This is a genomic window from Rhizobium sp. Leaf384, assembly GCF_001424065.1.
Lineage (GTDB): Bacteria > Pseudomonadota > Alphaproteobacteria > Rhizobiales > Rhizobiaceae > Ferranicluibacter.
Map to the genome: position 1 here is coordinate 1 of NZ_LMQE01000005.1, position 16,046 is coordinate 16,046.

The 16,046-nt window shown below is 62.3% G+C and carries 13 protein-coding genes; 8 read left to right on the forward strand and 5 right to left on the reverse strand.

All coding sequences use genetic code 11. The features are described 5' to 3' along the window. Window positions 1-894: 894 nt before the first annotated feature. The 4 genes from ASG25_RS08520 to ASG25_RS08535 are packed head-to-tail and all read right to left on the reverse strand — an operon-like array spanning window position 895 to window position 5,645. Window positions 895-1,554: a hypothetical protein gene (locus ASG25_RS08520; RefSeq protein WP_062472556.1), complete on the reverse strand. Its 660-nt coding sequence runs from the start codon at window positions 1,552-1,554 to the stop codon at window positions 895-897. Between the two features lie 5 nt (window positions 1,555-1,559). After that, window positions 1,560-2,693, reverse strand: a complete 1,134-nt coding sequence (locus ASG25_RS08525; protein WP_062472558.1) for a glycosyltransferase — start codon at window positions 2,691-2,693, stop codon at window positions 1,560-1,562. Between the two features lie 13 nt (window positions 2,694-2,706). After that, window positions 2,707-3,582 carry a galactosyltransferase-related protein gene (locus ASG25_RS08530; RefSeq protein ID WP_062472560.1) on the reverse strand — a complete coding sequence of 292 codons (876 nt, stop codon included), beginning with the start codon at window positions 3,580-3,582 and terminating at the stop codon, window positions 2,707-2,709. Beyond that, the gene (locus ASG25_RS08535) at window positions 3,579-5,645 is read right to left on the reverse strand and encodes an HAD-IIB family hydrolase (protein ID WP_062472562.1); all 2,067 of its coding nucleotides are present in this window, start codon (window positions 5,643-5,645) and stop codon (window positions 3,579-3,581) included. The genes ASG25_RS08530 and ASG25_RS08535 overlap by 4 nt, the downstream gene beginning before the upstream one ends. Before the next feature lie 30 nt (window positions 5,646-5,675). Here ASG25_RS08535 and ASG25_RS08540 point away from each other — a divergent pair, with 30 nt between their 5' ends. The 7 genes from ASG25_RS08540 (at window position 5,676) to ASG25_RS08570 (ending at window position 14,715) form a co-directional block, all read left to right on the forward strand. Further along, window positions 5,676-6,746 carry a glycosyltransferase family 4 protein gene (locus tag ASG25_RS08540; protein WP_062472564.1) on the forward strand — a complete coding sequence of 357 codons (1,071 nt, stop codon included), beginning with the start codon at window positions 5,676-5,678 and terminating at the stop codon, window positions 6,744-6,746. After that, window positions 6,746-7,948: a glycosyltransferase family 4 protein gene (locus tag ASG25_RS08545; RefSeq protein ID WP_062474344.1), complete on the forward strand. Its 1,203-nt coding sequence runs from the start codon at window positions 6,746-6,748 to the stop codon at window positions 7,946-7,948. Before ASG25_RS08540 ends, ASG25_RS08545 begins: the two co-directional genes overlap by 1 nt. Continuing rightward, window positions 7,945-8,523 carry a hypothetical protein gene (locus tag ASG25_RS08550; RefSeq protein ID WP_156379894.1) on the forward strand — a complete coding sequence of 193 codons (579 nt, stop codon included), beginning with the start codon at window positions 7,945-7,947 and terminating at the stop codon, window positions 8,521-8,523. The genes ASG25_RS08545 and ASG25_RS08550 overlap by 4 nt, the downstream gene beginning before the upstream one ends. Before the next feature lie 231 nt (window positions 8,524-8,754). Further along, window positions 8,755-9,543 (forward strand): hypothetical protein, encoded by a 789-nt coding sequence (locus tag ASG25_RS08555; RefSeq protein ID WP_062472568.1) that lies wholly within the window; start codon window positions 8,755-8,757, stop codon window positions 9,541-9,543. A 302-nt stretch (window positions 9,544-9,845) separates the two neighbouring features. Then, complete coding sequence (locus ASG25_RS08560) at window positions 9,846-12,050, forward strand: EAL domain-containing protein (protein ID WP_082480016.1); 2,205 nt, start codon at window positions 9,846-9,848, stop codon at window positions 12,048-12,050. A gap of 134 nt (window positions 12,051-12,184) precedes the next feature. Continuing rightward, window positions 12,185-13,777, forward strand: coding sequence for a hypothetical protein (locus ASG25_RS08565; protein WP_200942765.1), 1,593 nt, complete (start codon window positions 12,185-12,187; stop codon window positions 13,775-13,777). Between the two features lie 434 nt (window positions 13,778-14,211). Further along, the gene (locus tag ASG25_RS08570; protein WP_062472570.1) at window positions 14,212-14,715 is read left to right on the forward strand and encodes a ferritin-like domain-containing protein; all 504 of its coding nucleotides are present in this window, start codon (window positions 14,212-14,214) and stop codon (window positions 14,713-14,715) included. An 86-nt stretch (window positions 14,716-14,801) separates the two neighbouring features. On the opposite strand, the gene ASG25_RS22995 is transcribed toward ASG25_RS08570, so the two are convergent. Further along, complete coding sequence (locus ASG25_RS22995; RefSeq protein WP_162242178.1) at window positions 14,802-15,314, reverse strand: hypothetical protein; 513 nt, start codon at window positions 15,312-15,314, stop codon at window positions 14,802-14,804. 138 nt (window positions 15,315-15,452) lie between these two features. Here ASG25_RS22995 and ASG25_RS23000 point away from each other — a divergent pair, with 138 nt between their 5' ends. Then, the gene (locus ASG25_RS23000; RefSeq protein ID WP_210168460.1) at window positions 15,453-15,971 is read left to right on the forward strand and encodes a glycosyl hydrolase 53 family protein; all 519 of its coding nucleotides are present in this window, start codon (window positions 15,453-15,455) and stop codon (window positions 15,969-15,971) included. The last annotated feature ends 75 nt before the right edge of the window (window positions 15,972-16,046 follow it).

Below are 16,046 nucleotides of genomic sequence, written 5' to 3' on the forward strand. Positions count from 1 at the left end.
CTCATAACCTGAAGGCCGCAGGTTCAAATCCTGCCCCCGCAACCAGACAGACAATCCAAAAACCCCCGGTCCGCAAGGTCCGGGGGTTTTTGCGTTCCAATGCCACGAAAAGGATCAGGCGACGTCGCGTTGGGCTGATGGCACTCCGCGAACGAGAGGCCGGTGTCCTAGAGCAGCTTCGGCAATGGCGCGTCGCTTCATTGGTCTGATCAAAGTTCTCCGGCAGCTAATGCCGCTTTACCGCAACGCTCTGTTCGTTCCGGGTATGGGAGACCGGCAAGGCGCACCAGTGTTTGTGGTGTGTGCGTGCCCGGCCGAGTGCCTGCCGCACGGGCGCCAGATCGCGGACTGTATCCGCCATACGCATTTGCCTGGAGGATGCCGGTGAAGTCCGAAGCTGGCGTTCGAAATGCTTCTGTCACCGATTTCGCGGTGCGGGGAATAGAGCCGCAGTTGGCGAATGCGCGCGGAAGGGGCTTCTATTCCGAATAGATGGTCGGATGCGGCTCGTGTCAGTCTTGTCGCTCGCCATGATCGGCACGGTCGTCTCGTCGCCATGCAACTGCTCGGCTGAAAAGTCATGGGCGGCGATCAGCGAACGGAAGGCCTTCAGGGCCGTGGCACACGCGCCGACTTGGGCGGCAAAGCCGCGGGGTTCACAGGCAGGGGGTCTGGCGGCTGCGTGATCGTTTGGCACACGATGCGGGAGAGCGCCTGCCGCATCGTCAGGATAGCGTCCCTTGCCACGGGATGACCTCCAGGGCCGCCCTGTTACGAGAGTGGTGTTGGCGTGGCATCATCGCCATCGCGCTGAGCCTTGGAGGCGTGGCCGAGCCGTCGCAGGGCCAACGGGTCGGATCCGCTATGAGCGACGCCAGTCAGGATGCTGGTTTCTCACGCGATCTGCATATGGGTATCCCGCCAAACATCCTGGACCGCCTGAATGGCTGTATCCGGCTTTGAATCACCGATGAAGATGATGATCGGACCCTGTTCCGTGTAGCTGGGATCATAAAAGTCGAGCAGATCCGGATGGCGGTCCTGCAGGAACGCGGGCATGCCGCCGCCGTGGCGCAGCAGGTGATCCACCACGACCTGATCGCCATGAACGGAATTGGGTACCGCGCCGCACGAGCCGGGCTGCATCCAGCGGTCGGGGTCCGCTCTGAAGGTTTCGTAGAGATGGTCGAGCTCGTTCCCGCGCCAGCGCATGAGCGCGGTGGAGAGGCGGCCTTTCAGGAAATAATCCTCCATGGCGGCCATGCTGTCATCGACGAGACCGCTTGCATCTCCGGTAAAGACCGTATCGAGATCGCAGAGGATCGTAAGATCGTCAGCGAGATCTGCGCGGAAGGCCTCGAACTTCGACCACCATGCCGGCCAGCCATGGCGAAGCGGCAAGGTCTCGACCCCCGCCACCTGAAGGTCAAGGTCCGTAAGGCAGACGACACGGTCGAGCCCGGAGATCGACCGACGGGCGCCCGCGTTCAGGCGCTCGACCCATCCTGCATCGTAGCGGCCACCGCTTTTCAGAACCGTCGTGAAGGTGACCATGCGGGTTACACCACCTTCAGCCGCGGCGTTTCGTTGACAGCGGTGCCCTGCCAGAGGTCGTCGCACAGCGTCTCGAGCCAGTTGGCAGCCTTGCGCGCGGCATCCGGATCGTGCAGCGCGTGAAGAATGGCTGGGTCGATCGCCTCTGCGGCATCCAGAAGCTGCTGCCACCCACGATAATCGCCCGGCCATGCCGGTGCGGTCACGGCAGCGCCCAGTGCGACCAGGGCTTCCGCCTTTCGGTGCTGCTCGGCGAAGTAACGCCATTCCGGCATGACGACGAATTTGGCGCCTGCACGGGCGATCTCGTGGACCGTGTTATCGCCGGCCGAGGCGACGACGATGTCGGCCGCGGCAATATGGTCGGTGACGTTCTCGACCCAGCCGAGCTCCTTGAGGTTGGCGAAATCCGTCTCGTGCCCTTCCCGGTGAACAGGGCCGGCAACCAGCCAGAGCGCATCCGGCACCGCACGCGCGGCAATCGTCAGCGGTGCCAGCGGTGTCCCGCTGCCGCCACCGCCCGTCAGGACCAGAATGACCTTGCGATCGTCTGCAAGGCCGAGCTTGGTCCGGGCCGCCTGTCGTGTGGGCACCGCGTCGCGCGTTGTGCACAGCCCGCCGGTGTAGATCGTCTTGGCGCGGAGAGCCTGCGGATAATCGTCCTGCTCCAGGCGGGCGTCGAATGGCGCGATCATGCCGACGCAGGCCTCGTAGGAGCCGATATGGCCCACATCGCTGCGATCGCCATGCATGCGGATCTGCACCGTCGGCGTGCTGACGATGCGGCCCAGCATGCCGATCTCCGCGGAGACATCGACCACGAAGAGACCGACATCGCGGTCATCCAGATGATCGACGATGGTCCGCATGGTGCGGCGCATGGAGGGAAGCCCGAGCGGCACGCAATGCATGACGGACGGCGTGGGTTCGGCAAAGAGCCGCGGCGTCGGCACGGTTTCGCCGATCATGTTCGGAAGCGCGATGACCTCGATGCGAGGGTCGGCCTTGGCAAAATGCTCAGGGCCCGCGGTGAGCACGGAAACAGGACGGTCCTTGCTGAAATGCTCGGCCATCGCCATCGTACGATTGGCGTGGCCGCGGCCCTGATGGTGGACGAAGAACGCGATCGGTTTTTTCATGAAAATGGTCCCATCAGGAAAAGAGAACGTGGTCGGGCTGGCGTGCAGCGTTTGTTTCGCGGTCAAGGGGGCGGCGCAGCAGGCGGATTTCATGGGCCGCGCTCGTCCAGTCGATCAGCCCGCGTTCTGCGAACTGCGTCAGCCAATAGTCCATGCACCAGACCCCGTGCTTCGCGTGGTACAGGCTGGCATTGCGCAGGATGTGGTCGAAGTGCTGAAGCGGCGGGATATGGACGGAATGATGCTGGTGGTAGGCACGTGCGCCACCGACGCGGTAGGTTCGAAGGCCTGCTTTCGAGGCTCTGCGCGCAAGGTCCGTTTCTTCGCCGCCATAGCCATAGAAGTCCTCGTCCATGCCGCCCAGCGACGCCCAGGTCGCCTTGCGCAAGGCAAAGGACAGGCCCCAGAGTTGTCCCGAATCCGGCTCTTCGGCGACGCCGAGAGGAGGGAATGCAGGCTTGGAGGGGTGGGCGAGGCCGTGGCTCTCCAGCGCGGCGACATCGCCGTCAAACCTTGGCAGGCCGCCCGGGAGATAGTGGATTTCACCGAGCATGACGCCGTCGTGCAGGGTCAACGCTCGGGTATAGGCCTCAACGGTGGCCGGCGAGGGAATGCAGTCGACATCAAGGAAGATGAGATGCGTACCGGATGCGGCCTCCGCCGCGCGGTTCCGGGCCGCAGCAAGCGGGAGGTCGTCACCGTCGACGAAGACATGGTGGACCGGAAAGGAGAGGACCGGCAGCGCTTCGGCCTTTTCGGCCTGCATCCACGCGATCACGAGTTCGCCGGGTGGTACGCTCTGTTGCGAAAGCCCCGTCATCAGCGCCCGCAGATGATCATCCCGTCCGCGGACGATCGTCAGGACGCTTGTGGAGACCACTGCCGTCATAATGCCAGACCCGCGGCCTTGGCCTTGTTGCGGAAGTGGAGAACCCCTTCGATGATGCCTGCGGCGTGGGTGCTGGACGCGATGTAGGCATGCTTCAATGCCGGCAGCTTGCCGAGATTGTCGGAATAGTTGGCAACGATGATCGATTGCGGAATGGCCTGCAGCATCTCGATGTCGTTGCCGCTGTCGCCTGCAACGAAAACCGAGCTTTCCGGCAAGCCGTAGCGACGGCGCACATGATCGACGGCTGTCCCCTTGGAGGCCTTGATCGGCAGGATATCCAGATAGCGCCTGTGGCTGTGAATGACGGACGCCAGCACGCCCGCTTCCTGAAGGGCTGTCCGCACACGCTCGACGGTCGCGTGGTTGCCGTCGCTGAAATAGCTGAGCTTGAAGTCCCGCTGTTCCAGCGGGGCCTGCAGCGTTATGCCGGATACGCCACGCAGGACCCGCTCGACGGCCGAGCGCTGCCATTTTGCGGCAATCGTCTTCAGCCAGCCCTCGTCCTGCTCGTAGGATACGCCGTTCTCCGAGAGCGTATAGATCTCCGAGCCGACCGACGTAATCATCACTTCCGGACGCGGCACGTCCTGTTGTTCCAGGATTGCCATGGCGCTGTGAAAGGAGCGTCCGGTCGCAACGCCGAAGGCCAGATTCTCCTGCACACGGCGCCAGTTGCCGAAAGCATGCAGATGCGGAACGGAGCCGACAAGCGTGTTGTCGATGTCGCTGATCAGGAGCTGGATGGCGCGTTGCGTGGCCATTTCCGGTGGGCGGACGAGGTCATGGACGAGCCCGTGATACCGCGTGACGTGCCGCTCCCAGTCATAGGTCTTCACCGCCCTGTCGCCGCACGCGGCAAAGCGATCCCACATCTCGTCATTGCGAAAGATCTGCAGCAAGGCATCGGCAATGCCATTCGCATCGCGCGGGTCGACCAAAAGTCCGTTGCCGCAGGTCTCGATGATGTCGTTCGGTCCACCGCTGTCGGTCGCCACGAGCGGCAGCCCGACGGCGGCCGCTTCCAGAAGCGTCAGACCGAACGGCTCGTTGAAGGCCGGGTTGACGAATATGCCGCGCCGGTCCCGGGCATAGGCATAATATCCGGGTATATCCTCGCCACGATGGCTCTTGGGGTAGGCCACCTTGCCGTAGAGGTCGTAGCGGTCGATGAGACGCAGGAGCTCGCGAAGATTGGCGGCCATGTCCGCCTCCAGCGTGTCGATGTCGTCCCGCGAACCCGCGACGATCACCAGATTGGCCGCGGCCTGCAAGGCGTCCGACTGGCCATAGGCCTCGATCAGGCCGGCAAGGTTCTTCTTGGCAACCGGCCGTGCAATGGCAAGGATGACGGGCTTGTTCGGCTCTACCAGAAACCGCGCCATTTCTCGCTCGACGACGGGCGATGCCGCCGCACCGCGAAACGCTTTCAGGTCGCTACCGGGCGGCAGCACGCGAATCTTGCCGGGGTCGTAATGACGGTAGGCCTTGTATTGCAGTTCCGCTTCGTCGCGGGAGGATGCGATGACGAGGGAGGCCCGGGCGAGCGCCAGCTCTTCCGCTGCGATCCGCTCGGCAAAGCCGCGGTCGGCCTCGCAGGCGGGCAGGGCTTTCTGCTTGACCTTGCCCAGCGAGTGGCCGGTGAAGACGAAGGGGATGCCGAGTGCATCCTCGACACGGGCCGCCACCACTGCGGCATCGGCATAATGGGCGTGGAGAATGTCCGGTCGAAGGCCGCCCGCCACGATGTGTTCGATCAGCGCGGTCGAAAAGCTGTCCAGTTCGGTATGCAGATCTTCTTTGGCGAGGTAGCCCGGATGCGTCGTGCGCAAGCGGACAATACTCGTGGTCTCATCCACGATTTCGACAGGCGTGAGGTACGCTTCACCGAACCCTTCGAAGGCGCGCGTGGCGATGACAATGCGCCCGGCCTGCTGTTCCTGTTTGCAAGCATCGACCAGATCCAGGAGGTAGCGGATATGCCCGCCCGTATCCGTCGTCAGCCCATATTCGACATTGTTTCCGCGCAGGCACCCTTGAAGTGCGACGTGAAGAACGAACATACATGATCTCCCGTGCAGTCAGGACCAGAAATGCCGAACCGCGACCGTGAACTGAATGAGCCAATAAAAGTTGCACAGGTTGCACCAAGTATTTTCCCCGTGCCGCCTCTCAACCACGGCGGGACCGAACGTGTCATTCACGACCTGGCGGTCGGGCTGCAGGCGCTGGGCTGCGAGGTGACGCTGTTTGCCCCCTCTGACAGCACATGCCCGGTACCTCAGGTCGGGGCCCTCCCGAGCCTGCAATTCCTTGAAAACAAACATGGTCTCGTGCCGCCGTCGATTCCGTCCGTTCTGGAAACAGTGCGGATGGAGGAGGTCCGCCGCGCGCTGTCCTTGTTCGACATCGTGCACTTCCACGGCGAGTTTTTCCATGCCGTGACGCTGGGCGAAAAACGTAAACAGTCGCTGACGACAATTCACTGGCGTGTCGACGAACTCGACCGAGAGTTGTTCTTTTCGGCTTTTCCTGATCTTCCTGTCGCGGCCATTTCACGATCGCAGGAAGAGGCGCTGCCTGTGGCGAACCGCGCAGGTGTCGTGCTGCATGGCGTCGACCCGGCACGCTTCGAGCCGAACGACACGCCGGAACCCTATCTCGCCTTCATCGGCCGCATGACCGACCAGAAACGGCCGGATGTCGCCATCCGCGTGGCAAGGGCAGCGGGTCGGCCGATCCGGCTAGCCGGGACCGTCGATGTCGGCAACCCGCTTTACTTCGACACCCATGTTCGACCGTTTCTCTCGCCGACTGCGGAATACATCGGTCCCGTGGACGATGCGGCCAAGAATGTCCTGTTGCGCAACGCCAGCGCGCTGCTCTTTCCGATCGACTGGCCGGAGCCGTTCGGGCTCGTGATGATCGAGGCCATGGCCTGCGGCACGCCGGTCATCGCCTGGAACCGGGGCTCCGTTCCCGAAGTCGTCGAACACGGTGTGACCGGCTTCATCGTCGACAGCGAAGAGGATGCGCTGGCGGCCATCGGGCAGATCGGCCAACTCGACCGACGCGTGATCCGCGCGCGCTTCGAGCAGCGTTTTACCGCACGGCGCATGGCGCAGGATTATCTCGATATCTATCGGAGGCTGCTCCAGCGATGATGCGCACCGCTCTCATTGCATGGGATTATCCGCCATCGCCGAGCGGGCTTTCGACAGCGGCGCGTGAGATCGCGGAAAGTCTGGCGGCACAAGGCTGCGACGTCACGGTGTTTTCCGGAGACAGGACCGGCACGAGCATGAGCGACGGCGTGCGCATTATCGGCTGCGCCATAGAGGAGCGCTCGGCACTTGGGCGCTTGCGGACCTATGCCGGCATCGGCCATCTCGCGGCACCCCGGCGGTTTCGCGATGCAGTGGCCTCCGCGCATGCCGCAGTGCCGTTCGATGTGGTTGAGGCGACCAACTGGTATGCGCCGGCCGCGCTGCTGGCCGGGCGGCGGGATCTGCCGCTTGTCACGCGCAATTCCACGCCTGCGTCCTGGTCGAGGGACAGCCGGCTCTCTCCCCGCAACCGGGTGGATGCCTGGGCGGCGGATAGGCTGGAGCGGCGGCAGGCGCACGGCAGCGCGGCGCTGATCTCCAACACGGCCGAGCATGGCCGCCGCATCGCCGACCTCTACCGCCTCGACGCGCGCCGCCCGCACGCAACGATCGGCCTCTCGCTCTCGCAAGCCGTGCTGAGGCGGGCGGGCGCGGCGACCTATCCGCCCGCGCAGGACCCGCTCCGCATTCTCTTCGTCGGCCGGGCCGAGGCAAGGAAAGGCTTTCGCGAACTCATGGATGCGATTGTCCAAGTCGCCGAGGAAGCCGATGCGGGGTCGGTCGCAAATTTTCGCGTCGACCTGCTGGGTGTACCCGATAGCGACCTGCCGGAGACGCTGTCTCCCAGCGCCCGCCGGCGCATTTTTGCCCTCGGCCGACAGCCGGACGCGATGCTGTTTGTTCTCTACGAGGCGGCCCATATCGTCGCGGCGCCCTCGCGTTACGAGAGTTTCGGCCTGGTCTATCAGGAGGCGATTGCCTTCGGCCGCCCGATCATCGCCTCGGCGGAAGACCCGAGCGCGCGCGAATTTGTCGGCCAGACCGGAGCAGGCTTGCTCGCATCGGCAACGACGGGCAGGGCGATCGCAGAGTGCCTGCGGGACATGCTGACGTCCGACACGCTGCGCACAGCGCTCCGCTTGAAGGCGTTGAAGGCGGCCGGAACCTTCTCCCGTGCGACGCTCGGCCGCCAGACGATCGAGGTCTACGAGCAAGCCGTTGCCGGCCATCGCGACACCGGATGGGCGAGGGCCAGATGAAGCGGACGGCCATTGTCGGCAACGCGCCAGAATTCGACGGTCGGGACTTTGATATCGACGGGTACGATCATGTCGTGAGGTTCAACAACACCGCCGGGCTCGGCTCCACGAGCGGCACCAAGACGTCCGAACTCGTGCTGGTCAGCCGTGGCGGACAACCGGCGGAATGGCTTGCCGATCCCATGTTCCCGCAGCGACGGGCCGTGCAGGATGCCGCGCGAATCACGCTGGTCTTTCCACCCTCGGAAAAGCCGGAAGACGAGTGCCATGCTGAAGACCTATGCCAGCGCCTTGGTCTGCTGGGCAAGGAGATCGGGTGGATCGATGCGGCAACAGAAGACAGGGCACGTGCAGCGCTGCTGACCCACGGCGCACTCTCGACCTCCGCTCTCAGCTCCGGCTTTCTCTACACATTCCGGACGTTGGAGGCCGAGGAGCCCGGATCCTCGTCGTTCGACATCGTCGGCTTCGGTTTCGACGGGTGGGATGGGCATGCCTGGAGCGCCGAGCGCGCCTGGTTTGAAGCCGCGCACAATTCCGGCCGGCTTGTCCTGCACCCTTTGGCAAGACGCTGACCGACGACGGGCAGGGAAGAGAGAATGCCAGACGCCATCACCGCTCGCTGTCCGCTTTGCCAGGCCCGTGGCATTGCGCCGACGTCTCGAACCCTGCGGAGCGGAGATGTCGTTCGGACATTTCCCTATGCCTGCTCACACTGCGGGCTGCTGCTGGATGCGCCCGCCACCATGCCGGATCCCCGGCAATGCGATGCGTTCTTTCGTGATATTTGCGCCCGAAAGCCTCCGATGGCCCACGCCGATGATCCCTTTGGTTGCGACATCTATACGATGCGGACGATCGCAACCCGTTTCGGTCTTGCGGCGAAGCCGGCGAATGCGATGCAGGACGAAGAATTGCGAAATCCGCATGGCACGCTCGCGGCCGATGCCGACCTCGTATCCTTGCTAACGCTCGCACCAACAGCTGTTGCCGTCGGCATCCTGTGCAGTGAGCGGGAGGCGGGTTTCGTGCTGGAGACGGCCGCGCGCCATTCGTCCTGGGCGGCTGAGGTCGTCGTCCTCGTTGATCGCGCCGCAGCGCCAGCCGAAGTAAGGCAGGACGGCGACAACGGCTTGGTGAGGGTATTTTCACGCCGGCTGAATGGCGATTTCGCAAGCCAACGAAATGCGCTGCAAGCTCTCTGTCGCAGTCCCTGGATCTTCCAACTGGATGCCGATGAGGACGTTTCGCCGGAACTTGGAGATAGCCTAACGCGTCTCGCCACGCTTGCCGACCGGCAAGGTGTCGTCTCGATCGGTCTGCCGCGCAAGAATCTGGTGGATGGACACCTCTCCGACCTCTACCCGGACGTCCAGTATCGCCTCAACCGATGCGACGTTTCCTATGAGGGGATCGTGCACGAGCGCCCTGAGCGCGCTTGGCAGAGCAGCTTCATTGCCCTTTCCGGCGCCATCGAGCACAACCTTACGGCCCGGCATGTTGCCAGGAGATCGAACGTCTACGAGACGCTCCAGCCCGGTGGCGGACGCCTGTTCGAGAGGGATGCGCTTGAGCGCCCCTTCTCGCTTTTATAAGTCTCGGCGCATATTGGCGGCGCCGTTACGTGTCTGGGACGGGCGACAGGCGCGTTTAGAACCTCCGGGGGCGAATTATCCGGGCGCGGGAACAAGCCGCTCCGGGACGGCCGAGCGTCGCTGCGAAAAACATGACGGGCGATCATCGGATCGCTAGATCTAGGGATGCCGTCACGAGCCGTTAACCGTTTCCGTTAGCATCGGATGTACCGAACAGGATCAGTATGATCGCGCCGATACGCGGGGCATGATGCCTGAACGCACATCCGCAGATGCAGGCTTCACGGCACCCCGGAAACACAATGGACTCGCGAAACACCACCCCCCGCACCGGCTCGACGGTAACCGTCGCGTGCGCAACCGCCTTCTTCCTTCTCGTCGGCGTAACTCTTACCGGGCTGATGATGAACGTCGTGACCACCATGGTCGCCTCGGCCGACCGCATCGATAACGCCCGTGCGGAACGGGCGGCGCATTCGGTCGTCACGGCGCTGGAGGGGCGGCTCGCGGCCGTCACGGGCGACAATTCTGTCTGGGACGATGCATACGCGGCCTCGGTCGGTGACGATCCTGTGGGATGGGCCTTCAGCAATTGGGCGAAGACGAGCGCCGACTATCCGCTTTACGACGGTGTGGTCGTGACCGATCCGACGGGAAGGATCTACTCGTCTTACATGAAGGGCCTGGTTTTCGATCCGATCGCCATGTTCGGACCTTCTTTCCAGAAACAGATTCAGGCGGCCCTTCTCGGTGGAAGAGAACCGACGGTTCAATTTTTTGCCGCAGGCGGAAAGCTGTTTCTGATCGCGTCCAATGCCATCCAGCCCTATGCAGAACCCGTGGGCCTGCCGAAACCGCGACATGTTCTGACATTCCTGAAGGAACTGACCCCTGCGGTGCTCGACGCTCAGGCCACCCCATACGACCTGAACGGCCTGCGCGTCGCCACTGCAGCAGAGCACACCGAACTCGCCATTGACCTGCTTTCGATTGACGGGAATCCTCTGGCGCGCCTGGCTTGGGAGGAGAAGCATCCCGGCAGCGAGCTTTACCACGTCGTCCGGCCGAAACTGATCGTCGCTCTTGCCATTCTCCTCGTGTTCCTGATCGGCATCCTTGTCTCCGGAGCAACGGAGACGCGCCGATTGAAGGCATTAGCGCAGACGGCTCGGCATGAGGCTGCCCACGATGGACTGACGGGCTTGTTGAACCGCAGCGGCCTGCTCCAAGAGATGGGGCGGGTCCAGAACCTGCGTGTCGATGACGGGAGTCTCACGCTCCATCTCATCGATTTGGATGGATTCAAGGCCGTAAACGACTCGTGGGGACACGCCGTCGGGGACGAACTCATCAAGCAGGTCGCTTACGCCTTCTCCAACCTTTCTCCAGCGGTCGATGCCGTGGCTCGGCTAGGCGGAGACGAGTTTGCATTGGTTCAAAGGGGTGATCTCTCGACCGTGATCGATGAGGCTGTTCTCGCCATTTTCCGTACGCCCTTCGTGATCGGCGGTCGGACGATCGAGGTGGGAGCGAGCCTTGGCACTGCGTCGGCAACCGCGATCGTCGAGCCGCTCGAGGTTCTAAGACGGGCGGATATGGCGCTCTACCGTGCCAAGGAAGATGGCCGGGGCCGGGTCGTGCATTATGATCCGTCACTCGACGTCGAACGGGAACAACTCTCGCTGCTGGAGGCAGACCTTCGCCTCGCGATATCAAACGGCGACATCACACCGGTCTTCCAGCCCCTGGTCTCCGCGAGTGACGGCAGGGTCCGCGGCGTTGAGGCACTTGCGCGCTGGCAAGCCCCGACGGGGAATGTCAGCCCGGAGACCTTCATTCCGCTTGCTGAGAGGTCGGGCCTCATCGATGCCCTTGGAGCGCTGATGCTCTCCGCATCGATCATCCACGCAAAGCGTTGGAACGACCTTTATCTCTCGGTCAACGTTTCGCCGCTCCAGTTGTGCAATCCGGACTTCCCGAAGACTGTCCTTTCGATTGTGGAAAGGGAGAGCTTTGATCCGCACCGTCTGACGCTCGAGATCACGGAAGGTGTTTTGATCGCGAACCCTGACCAGGCACGGCGGGCGATCGAGTCGTTGAAACGCGTTGGCGTCAGGTTTGCCCTTGATGACTTCGGCTGCGGATACGCAAGCATCGGTGCGCTACGAACGTTCGGTTTCGACCGCGTCAAGATCGATCGGTCGCTGGTGACGGCGCTCGGGGAGAAGTCCAACGGCAAGGACGTCCTTGAAGCGACCGTCCTTCTGGCAACGGCGCTCAACATCCCTGTCACGGCAGAAGGCATCGAAAGTACGGATCAGGCAAACATCCTGCGGGCGGCAGGTTGCGATCAACTCCAAGGATACCTGCATGGAAAACCCATGCGGGGCGAGGACATTGACGCGCTGCTGGACCGGCATCTCCCGACACGGCCCGAGACCCGTTCAGGACATGACGCGGTCGCTGTCGGAAAACGGCGTCCGGCCCGTCGAAACGGTATTTCCTGACGATCCTGGGGAGGCACCTGTTCTCCCTTACGCAAGGTAAGCTGGCGTCGACGGACGTCCGGAGGGTGGTTTTCCGATGCCGATAAAAGTCCGGTGGTTCCACAAGCTTGACAGGACAGCTGCGGAAATCACACATGCAGGACTTCGTGCGGTTGAGGGAGATTATCGAGATGCGTCACGGGCTTATGGCGGCGACGAGCAGCATTGTTTTGGCTTTGGCCACAGGGGCACTTGCCGCGGATATCAGCGAGGATGGCGCTCATGTCATTCGCGACAATCTCAATCGAATGCTGCCCGAGAATGTTGCCAAGAGCGCACCTTTCACGGTCACGCCCGAAGGGTCTCGCTACAAGATCGTCTATGACTTCGCCCAACTGATGTCGCGGATCAAGACAGAGAGTTTTGATATCAAAGGTCTCACGCCATTCGCGATGTTCGCCAAGCCGCTGGACAGCGGACTCTGGGATTTCGAAAGTAACCACAACCTCAATGTCACCGGCTACTTTCTCGGGCCGGACAAAACGCGCACGGACTTCACCTATTCCATCGCCGACATGGTGTTCAACGCTGTCTTCGACCCGGCAATCAGCTATTTCCGCTCGAGTGATCTCAGCGCAAAAGGGCTGAGATTGACATCGTCCTCCGATACCGAGGTGATCGATGCCAGCTTCGGCAACGTCATCTACAAGCTGAACTCCGCGGAAAGTGCCACTGCCGGTCGCCTGGATTTCGCGGCCAACGGGACGTTGAGCACCTTTGTGGAGAAAGTCAGCAGCAAGGACATGCCGCCGATCCAGATCTCGGCAGACAGCTTGGATTTCACCGCGAAGCTCACGGGCGTTGCCGCCAGGGAACTGAAGGAGATGGTCGTGTTCGTGCGCGATCGCTCCGAAGAGAAGCAGCTCACGATGGAGAGTGAGAGAAAGCTCAAGGAGATCCTCGGCAAGGCCTTTCCGCTCCTGAGTTCTCTCGAGGAAACAGTCGGGCTTAACAACGTCGCCGTCACCAGCGCGGTGGGCAGCGGCGGCGCCAAGTCCCTCGGCTATCACTTCAAGGTGGATGGACCGAGCAACGCGACGCGCATCGGCATGGCGATGAATGCTGCCGACGTGACGCTCGACAGTGCGATGGTTCCCGCTGCTTACACCGCCTTTCTGCCGCAGGCGCTTGACATACAGTTCGGCGTTGGCGGCATGAATTTCGCCGCTCTTGGCGACGCGTTCATGAAGATGGACTTCACCACGTCGACCGGCGACAGTGAGATGGCAGGACAGAAGGCTGTCGAGGAGCTCTTCCCGGGCGGTATCCTGACCGTGGATTTCCCGAAGATCAGCGCCAAGTCCAGCGTCTACGACATAGACGTATCCGGTGACATGGAAGGCTCTTTTGATCAGCAAAAGGGCTACAAGGTGAACGCCTCGATCCTGGCACGCGACTACGACAAGACAATCGCGGCGGTGCAGGAGCTGGCAAAAGCCGATCCTGAGCTGAACCAGGCGTCCTTCGGCTTGATGATGATCAAGGGCTTTGCCAAAACCGACCCTGACGGCGCACAGCGCTGGGACGTGGCCGTTGCCAGCGACGGCTCGGTGAGCGTCAACGGCCAACAGATCAAGGGACCTGACGCACCGACGACGGACGCACCCCCGACGGACCAGATCGCGCCTTCGGACGAGGGAGGCCCATCGGAAGAGACAGCACCTTCCGGTGGATCCGAGCCGGATTGACAGACAGACCACCCGGCTTTCTTTCGCCAAACCCTGGCTGCCATGTGGAAGGAAGCGCGAGTTCGTCTCGGCTCCCGCAATGGGAATGCCGCTGCCTCCTGCAGGCTGGAAGGGTCGACAGCGGTTGCCCACGAGCGCGTACTTGCATGGAGATCTGGCGTCCAGCGGGCTCCAGCTCTCCTGACAGACAGGCAGTCCTTCAGACGGGTCTCCAGTAGGACGCCAGCCTCCAGAGGTCGGAGCGCTTGATCTCAGCGATCCGCCGACTGACGCATGGTCAGTCAGATCCCGTTTCCCTCCTGATTGTTGTCACCACGAGCCCGCAAGCTAACGGGTCGTCCAGCCGTTCGTCAGAATGGCGTCTTGAGATGGGGAACATAACCCGCAGGCCATTGTTAGATGCCATCTCGAATCGCAACTGTAAGGAGCGTTACATGGCCGAGAAAACCCTTGAGACACTGTTTCTGGACACTCTGAAAGACATTTACTACGCGGAACGGCAAATTTTGAAGACCCTGCCGAAGATGGCGCGGGCTGCGACTTCCGAGGAAGGCAAGCAGGCGTTCCTGAAGCACAAGGACCAGACCGAAGGTCAGATCGAGCGCCTCCAGCAGGTCTTCGAACTCATCGGCAAGCCGGCACGTGGTAAGACCTGCGAAGCGATCCAGGGCATCATCGCCGAAGGCGAAGAGATCATGGACGAGTACAAGGGGTTCGTCGCCCTCGATGCCGGATTGATTTCCTCGGCGCAGGCCGTCGAGCATTACGAGATCGCCCGCTACGGCACGCTCAAGAGCTGGGCAGGCCAGCTGGGCATGGACGAGGCCGCCGCACTCATCGATGCCAACCTTCAGGAAGAGCTGGAAACCGACCAGCTGCTGACGCAGCTCGGCGAGGCTTCGGCCAATCCCAAGGGCGCCAAGCTCAAAGCTGTCTGAGCCATCCTGCAGGAAGCCGCTTTCGGGCGGCTTTCTGCATGTCTGTCGCGCCCGGCTGAGGTGTGGACATGCACGACGTTTCCCCATCATTTCTGATTTTCATGGACGTGGTCGCGACGCGTTGCCGCAAACACATCAGGGTGAAGCGATGGATGCGGGCGGCCCGTCGATGTGCCATGGGAGTGCATGACCGTCCTCAGGCTGCTGACAGCAGGAAATGGCGTCAGTAGCTTCTTTCGAAGCGCATTCCGGATCGACCCTTTGTCGAGATCAACAAACCTTCGACACGCGAGATCTCGAACGTCGCCATGCCACTGCAGCAGTCCCTTCCTTTTCCGGCGACGTCGATCTTCCAGAGCTTCGCCATAGCCGGGTTCGAGTGCGGTCTGGTTCACGGTGGCCGTCACGACCTCCTCGTCACGACACGGCACACCCCCCCGTTTCGCATGCTTGAGCATTACCGGATCGTTCGCGATCATCGGATGACGACCATCCGCGACGGGCTCGTGCCCGGTCACCACGCCGTGGAACGACTTGCCGCTGCAAAGCAGGCATCGGTCGAAGCCATATGGGATCTGTCGCATTTCCATCGCAACCAAGACCCCGTCCGCTGCGCTAAAATCGCGGCCGATGCATCCAGGGCCGTCAACGGTTCGGACAGGCTGTGGCTCTGTCCCGTCAACGAACCGTCCCTCTATCCGAGGATTTCCGGAATGCCACGACAGGAGGCCGTTGCAATGGCGATCACGATGGCGCGCGTCGCGCGGGATCATCATCCGGATGTCGGCATCCTGACGAACGATCCGATTACCGGTGTGGGCGACCGTCAGTTCGAGGCGACCGATGCAATCGTCTCTGCCGTCCATGTCGACGTCATCGGGATCAACTATTATCCGCACACGGCGAGAACGTCCCTCGTCAAGGTGCTGATGGCGACGTGGCGCCGCTATCGCAAGCCGATCATGGTTTCGGAAACCAGTTGGCACGACGGTCATCCGGTGCATCACCGTCGGTATCCCGGGCTGAACAAGGGAACATGGTTGCGGCATGTCATCGAGCAGGTGCGTGTCGCCAGATTTCACGGGGCCAATATCGTTGGCGTATGCTGGTATCCGATCGTCGATTGTCCACCCTGGCACGCGCCTCAGTCGAGTAACCGCTGGAGCCACGGTTTGATCCGGAAAGATCTGACGGTGGATCCATGGCTATCGGCGGAACTTCGGCAGGTGACGCTGCATGAGGACGCTCTCAATTGAGTGCTTACCGCGTCGCAACGCCTCGGATCGGCCGGCGGAAGCGCAGTCGCATTCGGCTGACAAATGAATGTGGCG

Coding starts and splice junctions, on each gene's coding strand:
- ASG25_RS08530 (WP_062472560.1), bottom strand. CDS start 3,582: ATGACGGCAGTGGTCTCCACAAGCGTCCTGACGATCGTCCGCGGACGG.
- ASG25_RS08550 (WP_156379894.1), top strand. CDS start 7,945: ATGAAGCGGACGGCCATTGTCGGCAACGCGCCAGAATTCGACGGTCGG.
- ASG25_RS08555 (WP_062472568.1), top strand. CDS start 8,755: ATGGCCCACGCCGATGATCCCTTTGGTTGCGACATCTATACGATGCGG.
- ASG25_RS08520 (WP_062472556.1), bottom strand. CDS start 1,554: ATGGTCACCTTCACGACGGTTCTGAAAAGCGGTGGCCGCTACGATGCA.
- ASG25_RS08560 (WP_082480016.1), top strand. CDS start 9,846: ATGGACTCGCGAAACACCACCCCCCGCACCGGCTCGACGGTAACCGTC.
- ASG25_RS08570 (WP_062472570.1), top strand. CDS start 14,212: ATGGCCGAGAAAACCCTTGAGACACTGTTTCTGGACACTCTGAAAGAC.
- ASG25_RS08535 (WP_062472562.1), bottom strand. CDS start 5,645: ATGTTCGTTCTTCACGTCGCACTTCAAGGGTGCCTGCGCGGAAACAAT.
- ASG25_RS08540 (WP_062472564.1), top strand. CDS start 5,676: ATGCCGAACCGCGACCGTGAACTGAATGAGCCAATAAAAGTTGCACAG.
- ASG25_RS23000 (WP_210168460.1), top strand. CDS start 15,453: ATGGCGATCACGATGGCGCGCGTCGCGCGGGATCATCATCCGGATGTC.
- ASG25_RS08545 (WP_062474344.1), top strand. CDS start 6,746: ATGCGCACCGCTCTCATTGCATGGGATTATCCGCCATCGCCGAGCGGG.
- ASG25_RS08525 (WP_062472558.1), bottom strand. CDS start 2,693: ATGAAAAAACCGATCGCGTTCTTCGTCCACCATCAGGGCCGCGGCCAC.
- ASG25_RS08565 (WP_200942765.1), top strand. CDS start 12,185: ATGCAGGACTTCGTGCGGTTGAGGGAGATTATCGAGATGCGTCACGGG.